The organism is Streptomyces sp. NPDC037013 (genome assembly GCF_055607265.1).
In genome coordinates this window covers 283,061-296,636 of record NZ_JBVJRV010000004.1, presented here as the reverse complement: position 1 = coordinate 296,636, position 13,576 = coordinate 283,061, and the positions used below count along the sequence as shown (strand labels likewise).

The window sequence follows — 13,576 nt, the reverse complement described above, 5'->3', positions numbered from 1 at the left end:
CGGACCGACCGGGCGCTGAAGCGGGTTGACCGCGAGCACCACGGTCCGACCAGGGCCACCGCCGGCAGAGCTGGATGCCGGGGTGCCAACTCCGGGGCACGGGTTGCGCCGGGGCACGGACGTCTCGCCCTTCGTCGCCTCCGCGTCTTCCCCGATTCCATCCACCGATCAGTGAGGATCCGTACGTTGCGCATCACCCGTAACCGACCCGACAGCCGGCCGGGGCCGGCCGAGCACTTCACCGGCACCGTCTGGCTCGACGAGATCGCCGCTCCCGACTCCCCCTCGCGCCTGCGGATGTTCAGCGTGCACTTCGCGCCCGGCGCCCGGACCGCCTGGCACCGCCATCCGCACGGGCAGGTCCTGCACGTCACGGAGGGCGAGGGGCTCGTGCAGCGCGAGGGCGGCCCCGTCGAGCCGATCCGGGCCGGTGACACGGTCTGGATCGAGCCCGGGGAGACGCACTGGCACGGCGCCGGGCCGCGCACCTTCATGACCCATCTGGCCACGGTCGAGGCCGCCGACGACGGCACGACCACGCACTGGGGACCGCTGGTAGACGAGACGGCCATCGCCCCCAACTGACCTTGCTGCCATAGGAGTACGCGATGCACGCGATGCAGTACGAGATCACCCTGCCCGCCGATTACGACATGGATGTCATCCGGCACCGCGTCGAGTCCAAGGGCCACCTCCTGGACGACTTCCCGGGCCTCGGCTTCAAGGCCTACCTGATGCGCGAGCGCGGTGTGGCCGGCTCCCTCCTCAATCAGTACGCGCCGTTCTACCTCTGGAACACCGACGAGGGCCTGAACTCCTTCCTCTGGGGGCCCGGCTTCCAGGGACTCGTCGACGATTTCGGGCGGCCCGTGGTGAACCACTGGACGACCCTCGCGTACGAGGAGGGCGGTGCCGCCACGGCCGTACCGAGGACGGCGGTACGCCGGCGGCAGCGGATACCCGAAGGGACAGCACTCCCGGACCTTGCCGTCGAACTGGCCGCCGAAGCACGGAGGCTGGCTCGGCATGACGGCGTGGTGAGCGCGTTGGCCGCCGTCGACCCCCGCACCTGGGAGGCCGTGCACTTCTCGCTCTGGGACCATGACACGCCCACGGAGGCCGGCGACGTGTTCCAGGTGCTGCACGTCTCGGCGCCGGAGCGGGCGAAGCTGGCGCAGGGACGGCAGTGGTGACGGGGGCAGCGGTGACGGGCCCCACGGTCCGTACCGTCCTCGGGGACGTCGCCCCGGCGGAACTCGGCGTGTGCGACGCCCACGACCACGTATTCCTGCGCAGTCCGCAACTCCCCCGCCAGGAACTGGACTCGGCCGTGCATGCGGCGCAGGAGCTGACCGCGTTCCGTGACGTGGGCGGGCAGAGTGTCGTGCAGTGGACGCCGCACGGGATGGGGCGGCACGCCGAGCGGCTTCCCGGGCTCTCCCGGGCGACGGGCGTCCGCCTCGTCGCGGCGACCGGCCTGCACCAAGCCGTGCACTACACAACGGAGTTCCTCGGACGGCTGCGCTCCGAGGGCCTCGCGGAGGTCTTCGTCCGTGAAATCACCGAAGGCATCCGCGATTCCGGCGTACGGGCCGGGCTGATCAAGGTGGCGGGCGGTTTCCACGGGCTCGACGCCCACGCGCGCTGGACGATGACGGCGGCGGCCGAGGCGCACCACGCGACGGGTGCGCCGATCGCCGTCCACCTGGAGCTGGGCACGGGTGCACTGGACGTACTCGGTCTGCTCTGCGGCGACTTCGGCGTGCCGCCGCACCGCGTGATCCTCGGTCACCTCAACCGCTCCCCCGATCTGACCACACACGTACAGGCCGCGGCGGCCGGAGCCTACGTGGCCTTCGACGGCCCCTCCCGCGCCCACCACGCCACGGACTGGCGCATGCCGGACGCGGTGCGTCACCTCGCGGACGCGGGCCACGGCGACCGGATCCTGCTCGGCGGCGACACGACCACGTCCGGCGCGCGGTCGGTGCACGGCGGCCCGGGCATGCCGCATCTGCTGCGCAGGGTGCGGCCCCGCCTCGAACTCGCCGTCGGCGCCGAGCTGGTGGAGCGGATCCTGACGGTGAACCCGGGGCGGGCCTTCGCGGTGGAATGGTCGGGCGACTCGGATTCGGCGTCACCCACGGGGCGGCTGGTTCGAACGTCACCTTCGCTACCCGACGCGGACTGTCTGCGGCCGATCTGAACCGACTGGGCATGAAGGTTCCCGCGGACCTCGCCCAGATCGAGTTCTCACCCTCGCACCGCCAACGCCCGCACCTCGAAGGTGCGCCCATCAGCGAGCCAAAGATCCTGCGGGCCCGGCAGCATCTCGCTGAACGTCACGACGGGGCGGTCCGCGCCGTTCGGGGCGTGTCGCAGGAGGCCGGCGAACGCGCCCACGGACAGCGGGTTCCGGAAGTCGAGCAGGGTGGGCTTCGGCTCCCACGGCAGGCGTACGAAGACCAGCTCGGGCATGCCGTGCTCGAACCGGAACGCCCGGGCGGCCAGGTGCTGTTCGGCGTCCCGCAACCCGCCGATGGCGGGGGCGGGCACCCGCCAGGTGGCCCGCTGCGCCACGGTGCGCCCGACGACGACCCGGGGTCGCAGCGGCCCCAGGCCGAACGGCACGCTCTGCACAGCGGGAAAGGAGAGCGCGGCCAGCGGGTCGAAGGTGTCGGTGGCGGGGCGGACGGCGGGCAGCAGCCACAGTGGCCCGTGCGAGTCCCAGAGTGCGATGCCGTCCCCCTCGTCACCTTCATCCGATGCGCTCAGTTTTCTCCGTACGGTCAGCTGTGAGGCGGGCAGGGCCGCATGGTCCGGCAGATGGGGACGCAGCTGCACCGCGACGGCGGGCTGTCGGTACTGGAAGATCTTGGTGTCGCGGCCGGTGACCAGCCAGGCCGCCCTGCGCCCGGTGCGCTGGAGCGCGCCGAACAGCCAGCTGTCCCGCCGCGTGTGGGCCCCGGGGTCCCGCAGGCGCGCGAAGTGGTCCGTCGGGAAGACGGACAGCAGATGCCCGGCGTGCGCCTCGCCGAGGACCCAGCGCCGGTCCCCCCGGAACGCGGCTGCCGCATCAGGGGCGGCGAGCAGGAGGTCGACGGAGGTGAAGACCGGCCCTGCCACGGCGTACGCGAGAGACAGCAACTCACCTGGGTCCAGGCGCACTTCATCGGTGGACTCACCCACGAGCTCGGCCACCCTCGTCTCGGCCGGGGTCGGGGCCGACACGGCGGGCAGGGTCGCGGCGGCGCGGAGGAAGGCGGGCAGCGGAACCGCGGGCCTGCCGGGCCACTCCCGGTCGTACAGCGCGGCGGCGGCCCGCTGGTACTGCCGGTGCCGCTGGCAGGCGACCGCGGCCCAGTAGGTGAGGACGGGGGCGAGGTCGTCGGGCAGTTCCGCGGCGGCCCGGCCGCCGACGGTCAGGGAGAGACGGTTCTCGCGCTCCTCGAACAGCACGCTGCGGTCGGCGTACATCCGGCCGCCGCCCTGCCGGGGGGCGCCGCCGGTCAGCGCGGCGACGCGGTCCTCCGCCCGGGCGAGCGCCGCGCGCCGGGCGCCGCTGCCCGAGGCCTCCCCGAACGCCCGCATGTCCGCGCGCAGTTCACCCAACCGTGCCAGCCACTCCTGCACCGCGGGCCGGGGCCCCAGGTCGCGCAGCCAGGCTTCGAGCGAGGCGAGCGGGTCGGCGGTCCACAGGTCGAGGGGCACCTGGCGGACAAGCGCCCCGATCTTGAGGAGCCGGTCCGGCGACGGGTCCGAGACGGGCGGGGGCGAGGCGTCGGCGCCGGGGCAAAGAGCCGACAAGAGAGCCGCTTCACCCGGGCTCACCCGCGTCGAGCGCCCGCTCGGCAGATGCGTCAGCCGTCCCTCCGCCAGCGTGAACATCGGCGACCTGCGCAGCACCAGGTGGGGGGCGAACTCCGGCTCCGCAGCGATCAGGTCGGCCAGGGCCCGGACCGTGCGGGGGCTGCTGAACACCGCCGGAGGCCCGTGCCCGGGCGTGCCGTCGACGCGCAGCGGCACCGGCGCGTCCGGGCAGAAGGCGGCGGCGCCGATCGGCCCGAAGTAGCTGTTGGTCTCGTTCTTGGCGACCAGGCGCTGCAGATACAGCAGGAACCGGTGCTCCAGGCTGCGGACGCGGCTGGTGCGCGTCGGGGGCAGCGGGGCGTGCGCGAAGCGGTGGAGCGCCTCACCGAAGGACGGGCTGAGCAGGCCGATGGCCTCCAGCAGCGGCTCTTCGCGGGCGAGTTCGTGCAGCCGCCGCCGTAGCGCCGGAACGTCTTCGGTCCAGCTCCCGGTCAGGCCGGACACGGCTTCCCGTACCGCCTCAAGCCGTCCGTTCCACTCCCGCAGCGCGTCCCGTACGCAGGCCGGTGCCGCCTCCGGTGCCGCCACCGGGCGGTTCTTGCCCACCGCCGTACGGCACTTGCTGAGCACGCGGCGCGTCGCGGGGTCACCGGCGGCGTCGACGGCGGCGGGGAACGTGGCGGTCAGCAGCTCGGCCCGGTGCTGACGGGCGGCCGCCCAGCGCGTGTCCAGCTCGGCCTGCGCGGCGAGCAGCGAGGGAGGGGGCAGCCGCTCCCACCAGGAGAAGGGGAAACCCGCCATCCGCAGCGCCGCGTGGGGGTGCACCGACCAGCCGTCCGTGGTGTCCGTCACCCGACGCTCCCCTCGGAAAGGAGCACGGCGGGGGCGGCCAGGCCGCGGAAGACCGCCGAGTGGTGCAGCGTCGGGCCGCACGCCGCCACCGTACGGAGCCAGCCGAAGAGCCCCACCTCCAGCGTGACCGGACCGACGGGACGGTCGGGCTCGCCGGCGCGCACGTGCCAGCCGAACAGCTCCAGGCGGATCTTCCGGCCGCCGTCGGTCCGCACGGCGGGGCGGCACACGGCGACCGCTTCGAGCCCGGTGCCGAGGAGGGCGCGCAGCTCGTCCACGCCGTCGGAGCCACCGCCCGCACCGGCCCCGCCGCCGCCCTGCGGCAGCAGCGCGAAGCCGCGGACGGCGGGCCCTATGGGGCCATCCGGCTCGCTGCGCACCGCACAGCCGTTGGGCGGGCACCCGAAGGCGGCGGCCGTCGCCCGCGAGTGCAGGAACCCGCGCAGGACGCCGGACTCCAGGAGGACGTTGCGCGCCGTGGGCACACCTTCGTCGTCGACGAGGGAGCCGTACGGCCCGTCCAGGCGCCCGTCGTCCACCACCGTGACGGCCGGGGCGGCGATGCGGCGGCCGACCCGCTCCCGCAGGGCCCGCATGCCGCCCAGCACGTTGGTGCCGTTGACCATGCTGGCGAGGAGGTTGACCAGGTGCAGGGCGACGGCCGGACGCAACAGGACCGGCATCGTGCCCCGTGGCCCCGGCCCGGCGTCCCGCACCGCGAGCAGTCCGAGGCGCTCCTCGCGCGGGACCAGCGGGTCGGGCAGCCGGTCCCCCCAGGTCACGGCGCCCTCCAGGTGCTGCCCCCCGGCGCCGCCGACCCAGTGCCGCAGCCGCCGGTGCGTGTGCTCCCACCGGGTCAGCCCGTCGGCGCTCAGGACGGTGACCTCGCTGAACGTCTCGGCGTACTCGGTGTCGACGACCTCGGGGCAAGGCTGCCCGGTGGCGGGGTCGAGGAGGCACGCCGACACCCGTCCGGCCGCGTCCGTCGGCGGTGGGTGCGGTAGCGGCGGCGCGGCGCCGTCGGAGAGTTCGGTGGACCAGTGGGAGCCGGTCCGCACCGACACCACGACGGAGCGGTGGGTGCCGCCGCGCCGGGAGACCGCCCCGTCGTAGCCGGTGCGGTACGCGGAGGTGACGGAGTCCGTGACGCGGACGCGTACCTCGTCCGCACCGTGGGCGGCCCGGTGCGCGGTGATCCGCCGGGCGAGCCGGTCGGCGGGCAGGATGTCGGTCATGCGCCGGTGACCCCCAGGGCACGGATGCGGAGGGTGGGCTGCCCGACCGACACCTTGAGCGGGAACTGCCCCTGCTTGTTGCAGTGGTAGCCGTACGCCAGGAAGTCCAGGTCGTCGCAGACGACGTCGACCTGCCGCAGGACGTCCGCGCCGGAGCCGTGCAGGGTCGCCGACCGTACGGGAGCGGTGATGCGGCCGTTCTCGACCAGGAAGCTCTCGGTGACATTGGCGGTGAACTCGCCGCCGCTCATGTCGGTCTCACCGGTCACGACGGACCGCACGTACAGCCCGCGGCGGATGCCCGCGAGAGCCTCCTCCGGCGGGGCCTGGCCCGCCGCGAGATACGTACAGCTCATCCGGGACAGCGCGGGGTGGGCGTGATCGAGGCGTCGGCCATTGCCGGTCGCGGGGTGGCCGGTACGCCGGGACACCTCGCCGTCGGCGAGGTAACCCGTGAGCACGCCCCGGTCGATGAGGGTGGTCGGCCCGGCGGCCCGGCCCTCGTCGTCGACCCGGTACAGCGGCGCCCAGCTCGGCATGCCGGGGTCGTCGACGAGGGTCACCAGGGGCGAGGCCACGCGTCGGCCGAGCAGGTCCTGGTAGGCGCCCCCGGGCGCGCACGCCACGTCGGCCTCCAGGCCGTGCCCGCATACCTCGTGCAGCAGCGCGGCGGGCCCGGCGGGCCCGAGGACCACCGGCAGTTCGCCCTCGGGCGGGTCGACCGCGTCGGTCCGCGCCAGGGCGCCGCGGACGACCTCGTCGGCGGCGGCCAGGTGCCGGTCGCCCTTGAGCAGCAGTTCCAGGGACGCGGCGGAGACGATGCGCAGGCTGCGCGCGGTCGGCGGGGCACCGGCGATCCGCGCCCCGATGCGCAGCTCCAGATACAGCCGGTCGTCGGCGGCCAGGGTCCCGTCGGCGCGCAGCACGGCGATACGGGTACGGGTGGCGTCGGCGTTGATCAGCGGAAGGAGCCCCGGGGGGCCGCCGGTGAGCATGCGGTCGGCCAGCTGTCCGGCGAGGCCGGGCAGCGCCGCCGCCACCTCCGCGGGCAGTTCGTCCCCGGCGTCCGGCGCTTCCCGCCCGGCGGCCTCGGGGGCGGTGGCCGCGCGGGATTCTCGGGCGGCCTCGGTGAGGCGGTGCAGTGCGGCGGCCGAGCAGGCGCCGGTGAACGTGTGGCGGCGCGTGCCGGGGCCGACGGTCTCCAGGGCGGAGCCCATGGTGCCGCGCCGGGTCGAGGTGACGGCGTCACCGCGCAGGGCGGTCTGCTGCATGGCGCTGCGGCGCAGCAGCGCGAGGGTGTCCGGGCCCAGTTCGCGCAGCGCCGGCACCAGCGCGGCGTGCTCGCCGTCGCCGAACAGCCCGGCGGGGCTCACTCCGCGTCCCCTCGTCCGGAGTCTCCCAGGTGCCCCGACGGTCCTGGTGGTTCCGGTTGTCCCGGTTGTCCCGGTTGTCCCGGGCCGTTCGTCCGGTCGAGCACCATCGTGGTGCGCAGTTCGGCGCAGTGCCTGCCCTGCTCTCCGCGCAACCACAGCCCGTCCGGTCCCGGCAGCAGTTCCGTGAGGACCACGTGGTCCCGCGCCGCCCGGGCAGAGAGGTGGCGCCCCAGGTCGAGCAGCGCGGGGGCCCGCAGGTCGAGGAGTACGGGCTTGCGCTCGCCCGGCACCTTGAGGAAGCTCCGGCGCGGCAGCCCGTGGGCGGCGGCCGCCGCGCGGGCGGTGCGAAGAAGCCGCAGTTCGTCGACCCCGCCGCCGTGCTGCGGGAACAGCTCGGCGCGGTCCACCTCCCAGCGGGCCCGCGCCAGGACGACATCGCCGAGCACCACACGTGGTGTGCGGGGGGACTGTCCGAAGCGGACGGGACGGACCCGGGGCGGGGCGAGGACGTTGTGCACGTCGGAGTCCAACTCGCCGTGGTGGAGCAGGAAGTGCGGTACGCCGGGCGCTGTGCACACCAGTCTGTCGCCGCGCAGCACGACCCCCACGTCGGCGATCGGCAGGCGCGGCCGGTCGCCGTGCGGCGGCGTACTGCCGAGGTCGACCACCGGGCCGGGGAAGTCGAACGGCACGATCTTCGCCCGGCGGGAGCCGAGCACGACCGCCATCGTGGTGTCCGCGCAGGCGCGGCGCAGGAGGTCGGCGCCGGCCTCCTGGACCTGCTGCCGCTGGGGGTGGAACTGCAGCGCCCACCCCCAGATCAGCAGGGTGTCGTGGCACTCGGCGAGCACCAGGTCGCCGTCGCCCGCGAGGACGTCGGCGAGGCTCGCGGCACGGAACATCACGTCGGGCGAGGCGATCAGCGGGTCGGTGCCGAGGTCCACCGGGGGGAGGTCGGCCGGGTCGACGCGCAGCGGGCGGCCGGGATCGGTGCGTGCCGCCCGCTCGACGAGTTCCGCCAGGCGCAGGCCCGCGGGCGTGAGCGGCCCGTCGTCCGGTGGCGCCGAGTCCGTCGCGGGCGTACGCAGCAGGGTGAGCAGGGGAACCGTGGCGCCCGAGGCGAGTTCGGGGTGGCGCTCCAGGAACTGCCGGGTGAGCCGGGCGTGGTGGGCCACGGCCTCGGCGGCGAGCAGGTCGAGTGCGGGTGCGAGCCGCTCGCGCAGCCTGTCCTGGAAGGCGCGCCCGAGCGGCAGCGGGCTGACACTGCCCAGCGCCTCCTCGTGCACCACCAAGCGGTCCGCGTACCACTCGCCGCCGCCACGGCGCACCGCACCGTCCCCCTGGCGGGCGATCTCCCGCTCCAGTTCGGCGAGCAGCTCCCGCCGCCGCTCGAGGCCTGCCGTGCCGAAGGCCGCCAACTGCCGCTGGATGCGGCCCAGAAGGCGGAGCCAGTCCGCCCCGGAGGGGAACGACGCGACCTCCGCGTGCAGCCACCCGAGCGCGTCGGTGACGGCTACCGGCGGGCGGCAGTCGAGGAGGAGCAGGCCACGGTCCGCCGCGTGCCGCGCCGTCGCGAGGACCGCGTCGGGTGAGACGCCGAGGGACCGGGCCAGTTCCGTCACCGTGCGGCGGCCGTCGGCGGCGCGCAGCAGTGCCAGGGTGGCGGGCGGCAGGCTCGGCCGCTTGCCCGCGACGGTGAGCGGCTCCGCGCGGGAGACGAGGCCGCTGGTGCGCGGGCGCAGGTACGGCCGGACGGCGGGATCGGCCGCGACCGCGTCGGCGAGGACCACCACCGCCCAGTACGCGAGCGAAGCCGAACGCAGCGCCGGGGCCGAGACGAGGGGTTCGGCGCCGGTCGGCTCCTGGCCGAACTCGGCGTAGTTGACGGGGCCGAAGAACGACGTGGTCTCGTTCTTGGCGGACAGCCGCTGCAGGTACGCGGCGAACTGGCGGCGCAGTCTGCGGGCCGGTCCTCGCGAGGGGCGCGCCGCCAGTGCGGACAGTTCGCCGATGCCACGGTCGTGCATCGAGGGGCTGGAGAGCCACACGGCCTCGCGCAGGGCGGGGTCCGTGACGGCGTCGACGAGCGCCCGGTGACTCTCCCCGGTCTCCTCGTCCGCGCACCACGCGGCGGTGTGCCGCGCGTCCCGCACGGCCGCGAGACGCTTCGCGTACTCCCGGAGGGCCGAGCGGACCGGCCGGCTGTCGACGGCGGTGAACAGCTCGTCGGGTGCGTCGTCGTGGCGGCTCAGCGCCTTGCGCAGCTTGCGGGAGAGGCGCGGCTCCACTGCCGACGGGTCGGCCCGTACGGCGGTGACCACGCCGGTGACCGCGTCCGCGAGGTCCGCCTCGGCCCGGTCGAGGTCGGCGAGGGCGGCGTCGGTGCGCGGCCAGTCGAGGGCTTCGACGAGCTGCCAGGGAAAGCCCGTGCTGCGGAGGATCGCGTGGTCGTGGAGCAGCCATCGACCGCTCATAAAGCGGTCCTCGCCGGGTCGAAGTGCACCAGTTCCTCGGGCTGTTCACCGGAGACCAGCGCGGCCACCAGCTCGCCGGTGCGGCTTCCGGTGAGGATGCCCTGGCCGCCGTGGCCCGTGGCGACGACGACGCGGGGGTGGCCGGGCAGTCGGCCGATCAGTGGACGGCCGTCCTTGGTCGTGGCGCGGAAGCCGTACCAGGTGTCGACCACCCGGGCCGTGCGGAGCGCGGGCCAGTTCCGGGCGACGTGGGCGAGCAGCATCAGGGTGCCTTCGACCGTGGGCCCCGGTGTGAAACCGGTGTCCTCCTCCGTGGCCCCGACCAGCACGGTGCGTCCGTCGGGTGCCGGGGCGAGGTAGAGCGGGCCGGAGACGATGTGACGGGGGCGCTGGTCCGCCGACTCGGGGGCGAGACGGAGCATCTGGCCCCTGACGGGTCGTACGGGAAGCGCGGGCAGGCCGGGCAGCGCGCCGGTCCAGGCGCCCGCCGCCAGGACGAGGGTGTCGGCGCGGACCGGACCGTCGGGCAGCTCGGCGGTCACGCCCTGGTCGTCGGAGCGCAGGCCGAGGAGCGGGCAGTCGGTGCGTACGGTGACACCGGCCCGGCGTGCCTCGGCGACGAGTGCGTCCACGTAGGCGGGGGCGTCGACGACGGTGGCGCCGGGATCGAGGTAGGCGCCGTGCGTGCCCTTCCGCATCGTGGGCTCCAGAGCGGCGACCTCGTCCGGGGAGACCCAGGAGCCGAGGAATCCGAGGTGCTCGGCCGCGAGCGCGGCGAGGCGGTCCGCGGCCGCCTGGTCGGCGACGGGCCGCAGCACTCCGCAGGCCCCCGACAGCGGGCGTTCCGGCGTCGCGAGCCGGTCGAGGTCCTTGGCCAGGGTCTGCTGACCGCGGAGCGCGAACGCGAGCATGGGCGGGTCCTGGAGGAGCCGCACGGAGGGTACGCCCACCCCGGCGGCGGCGCGGGAACCGGCTCCCGGCGCTCGGTCACGGTCGATCAGCAGTACGCGGGCGCCCGCGTGGGCCAGTTCGCGCGCCGTGGAGGCGCCGACCACACCGGCACCCACGACGATCGCGTCCGGCTGCCGGGCAGCGCTCTTGTCAGACATGGTGCTCCGCATCAGGGACGGTCGAGTCAGGGACAGGCGGATCAGAGACGGGCGAGGAGGGTTCCCAGCCGACGGTCAACCGCCATTCGCAGCTGACGAGTCGTCCCGCGGGGCGCAGCCACCACTGCCCGGGCTCGGGCAGCATCTCGGTCAGGTCGGCGGTCGGGGACTTGCGCAGGTAGTGCGAGAGGTGCAGCAGGCTGGTGGGGCAGTGCAGGTCGGCGAAGACGGGTTTGCGGGCGGCCGGTGACTTGGCGAACACCCGCCGGGGCAAGCCCAGTTCATCCCTCACCTCGGCCGCCGCCCGTACGAGCGGCGCCGGGTCGCGGACCGCCGCGAGCTCGCGCGTCCGGTGGGCGTCGAGACGCCACCGGCGACGCCAGGCCACCACGTCGCCGACCAGGACGCGGGGCGCGTACGCGGCGTCGCGCAGCGGCAGCGGGGCGATCACGGGCGGCGGCCCGAACAGCCAGTTGGCGGGGGCGCGCGGATGTCTGGCGCGTAGTCGTACGGGAGTGCCGTCCAGGGCGGTGAGGCGCAGGACACCGCCGCTCTGGTGGACGGTGAGCTGCGCCGCGTCCCACACGCGGGTGTGCGGCTGGGCGAGAGCGGCGCGGAACCGCACCGCCGGTCCCGGCAGTTCCCGTTCGAAGGCCTTCCCCTGGGTGCGGCGGCAGACGAGGGAGGCGATCTCGAGGTCCGCCCCGGTCGACGAGGTCCATGAGGTCCCCGAGGCCACCGAAGCCACCGCGGCCTCCGTGGCCGACGGTTCGGGGTCGAGCACGGACAGCTGGGACCACACCTGGGCGCCGTGGTGGACCTCGCCGATGACGAGGGGGTTGTCCGCCATGGACGTACGGGCGGGGTCGGCGCACAGGAAGATGTCGGGGGAGACGACGAGGCCGGGCGGCGGCTCGGTCAACAGAGGGGCGAGAGCGGCAGGTTCGAGGTGGGCGGTGCCGTCGGTGGTGCGGGCGTCGATCAGCGCGTCGAACCGGTCGCGCCAGGCGGTGGGGCCCGGGGCGGCGTGGGCGTCGGCGATCGGCAGTGCGGCGTCCAGCTCCGCCACGAGCCGCAGATAGCTCACCGCGCCTCCGCGGGCCAGCTCGGCGTGGAGCTTCAAGGCCCGGTCGTGAACGGCGCGTTGGACGACGGTGCTGTAGGAGGCGCACAGCAGCAGCGCCGGGGAGAGCCTGCGGATGAGGGTCTCGGTCTCCCCGGCCGGCACGGTGCACTCGGTCACCCCGCCCCGGTAATCCTCGGTGACGAGCAGCCGATCGGCGAAGTGGTCCCCGGCCCCACGCCGGGCGGGCTCACCGGTGGCCTGGGTGAAGGCGGCTTCCAGGGCCTCGAGGTGGGGGACCTGGCCGGGCTCGGCATCAACCCCTCCGGTCGACTCCGTCGCCCCGCGGACCAGTGCGGCCACCGTGTCGCGCCACGGCTCGGCCACGGTGGTGCCCGAGCGCACGAGGTCGTTCAGTTGGTCGAGGAGCCAGGCGCCCGGGTCGTCCAGTGCGGTGGGGACCAGCGGGCGGCAGGTGAGCAGGCCGCGGGTGAGCAACTCCTCCACCACCGAGGGGTCGTGGCACCAGGATCGAAGCTCCGCACAGCTGTACCGTCCCGATGCGGCGCGGCGCAGCACGGTCGCGCGGTCCGCGCCGAGGCGCACGCGACGGTCGGTGGTGGCGATCAAGAGTTCCCCGTCGGGGGTCAGGGCGCAGCCGTCGCGCAGCCGCACCGGAAGGCGCTCCGCGAGGGCGGGGTCCCGGGCGACGCGGTCGGCGAGGGCTTGGACCGCCCAATGGGCGAGCCGGACGCTGCGGGCCTGCACCGGCCGATGGGCGTAGCGGAGCCGTGTGGTCGCCGCTTCGCCGCTTTCGCCGTTGCCGTCCTTCGCGGCCTTCGTGGCCTTCTCGCCGGTGTCGCCCGTGTCGAAGGCGCCGTAATCGACGGGGCCGAAGAAGCTGACGGTCTCGTTCTTCGTGGCGAAGCGCTGTGCGTACGCGTACACCGTCCGTTCGGTCTGCCGGGTGGCCGAGCGGCGCCCCTGAGGGTCGGCCCGCAGGGTGCGGGCCATGTTGGCCGCGGCGCCCGGATTGGACACCGTGAGCGCGGCGGCGAAGCGGCGGTCGGCGAGGAGCGCGCGGAGCGCGTCGCGGCCGTGTTGCGCGGCGCGACGGACCGCGTCGTCCAGCTCCTGTTCGGTGCTGTCGAGGAGGGTGAGGCAGGCGTGCCAGTCACGGACCCAGGCGGCGTCGAAGTACGCGGCGACGGCCTCGGGGACCGGGCGCAGGGACGTGACCTCCCGCCGCGCCCTGTACACGGCCTTGAACAAGGAGCGGTCGGCCCGCGCGGCGCCTTCCGGTGGATGCCCGAGCCGGTCCACGGCGGCATCGAACCGCTCCGGCCACTGCCGCAGCAACTGGGCCGCCCGCGCACGTGGTTTCGCTACGCGGTCCAGGGCCTCAACGACCTCGGCCGCACCGCATTCCGTCAGCTCGAGCGGGAATCCAGCACTCCGAATAAGAAAACGGAATACGGGGCGCCACTTTCCTGTAATCCCGGGCGTAATGATCTCGGGCATTGCCCTCCCTCGGGAGCCACGAGGTCAGCGTGGAACCACTTCATGATCGGAAAGATTTCATTTGAGGGCCTTGCGTGTCAATAGTGATGGCCCCTACAGTTTCTTCGGGTACGCCTCGCTCGTCTTCTTCGAGTGCGCC

At 74.5% G+C, this 13,576-nt stretch carries 9 protein-coding genes; 3 read left to right on the top strand and 6 right to left on the bottom strand.

The window, feature by feature from the left end; genetic code table 11:
* Positions 1 to 186: 186 nt before the first annotated feature.
* From ACZ7DY_RS15880 to ACZ7DY_RS15870, 3 genes are read left to right on the top strand one after another with little or no spacing between them, the layout of a single operon-like run.
* Entirely contained in the window at positions 187 to 585 is a 399-nt protein-coding gene (locus ACZ7DY_RS15880) for a (R)-mandelonitrile lyase (RefSeq protein ID WP_471135239.1), read from the top strand.
* 23 nt (positions 586 to 608) lie between these two features.
* A complete protein-coding gene (locus tag ACZ7DY_RS15875) occupies positions 609 to 1,193 on the top strand; it encodes a DUF4865 family protein (RefSeq protein ID WP_471135236.1) in 585 nt (194 codons plus the stop codon).
* The gene (locus ACZ7DY_RS15870; protein ID WP_471135233.1) at positions 1,190 to 2,206 is read left to right on the top strand and encodes a phosphotriesterase family protein; all 1,017 of its coding nucleotides are present in this window, start codon (positions 1,190 to 1,192) and stop codon (positions 2,204 to 2,206) included. Before ACZ7DY_RS15875 ends, ACZ7DY_RS15870 begins: the two co-directional genes overlap by 4 nt.
* A gap of 47 nt (positions 2,207 to 2,253) precedes the next feature.
* On the opposite strand, the gene ACZ7DY_RS15865 is transcribed toward ACZ7DY_RS15870, so the two are convergent.
* The 6 genes from ACZ7DY_RS15865 to ACZ7DY_RS15840 are packed head-to-tail and all read right to left on the bottom strand — an operon-like array spanning position 2,254 to position 13,239.
* Positions 2,254 to 4,662 carry a hypothetical protein gene (locus tag ACZ7DY_RS15865; RefSeq protein WP_471135231.1) on the bottom strand — a complete coding sequence of 803 codons (2,409 nt, stop codon included), beginning with the start codon at positions 4,660 to 4,662 and terminating at the stop codon, positions 2,254 to 2,256.
* Positions 4,659 to 5,897: a metallopeptidase TldD-related protein gene (locus ACZ7DY_RS15860; protein WP_471135229.1), complete on the bottom strand. Its 1,239-nt coding sequence runs from the start codon at positions 5,895 to 5,897 to the stop codon at positions 4,659 to 4,661. The genes ACZ7DY_RS15865 and ACZ7DY_RS15860 overlap by 4 nt, the downstream gene beginning before the upstream one ends.
* A complete protein-coding gene (locus tag ACZ7DY_RS15855) occupies positions 5,894 to 7,270 on the bottom strand; it encodes a TldD/PmbA family protein (RefSeq protein ID WP_471135226.1) in 1,377 nt (458 codons plus the stop codon). Before ACZ7DY_RS15855 ends, ACZ7DY_RS15860 begins: the two co-directional genes overlap by 4 nt.
* Positions 7,267 to 9,744, bottom strand: coding sequence for a lantibiotic dehydratase (locus ACZ7DY_RS15850; RefSeq protein ID WP_471135225.1), 2,478 nt, complete (start codon positions 9,742 to 9,744; stop codon positions 7,267 to 7,269). Before ACZ7DY_RS15850 ends, ACZ7DY_RS15855 begins: the two co-directional genes overlap by 4 nt.
* A complete protein-coding gene (locus ACZ7DY_RS15845; RefSeq protein WP_471135223.1) occupies positions 9,741 to 10,853 on the bottom strand; it encodes an NAD(P)/FAD-dependent oxidoreductase in 1,113 nt (370 codons plus the stop codon). Before ACZ7DY_RS15845 ends, ACZ7DY_RS15850 begins: the two co-directional genes overlap by 4 nt.
* Complete coding sequence (locus ACZ7DY_RS15840) at positions 10,846 to 13,239, bottom strand: hypothetical protein (RefSeq protein WP_471135220.1); 2,394 nt, start codon at positions 13,237 to 13,239, stop codon at positions 10,846 to 10,848. The genes ACZ7DY_RS15845 and ACZ7DY_RS15840 overlap by 8 nt, the downstream gene beginning before the upstream one ends.
* Between the last annotated feature and the right edge of the window lie 337 nt (positions 13,240 to 13,576).

Bases quoted from the DNA above. Each gene is read 5' to 3' on its own strand.
- ACZ7DY_RS15845 (WP_471135223.1), bottom strand. From the start codon at position 10,853: ATGTCTGACAAGAGCGCTGCCCGGCAGCCGGACGCGATCGTCGTGGGT.
- ACZ7DY_RS15850 (WP_471135225.1), bottom strand. From the start codon at position 9,744: ATGAGCGGTCGATGGCTGCTCCACGACCACGCGATCCTCCGCAGCACG.
- ACZ7DY_RS15860 (WP_471135229.1), bottom strand. From the start codon at position 5,897: ATGACCGACATCCTGCCCGCCGACCGGCTCGCCCGGCGGATCACCGCG.
- ACZ7DY_RS15875 (WP_471135236.1), top strand. From the start codon at position 609: ATGCACGCGATGCAGTACGAGATCACCCTGCCCGCCGATTACGACATG.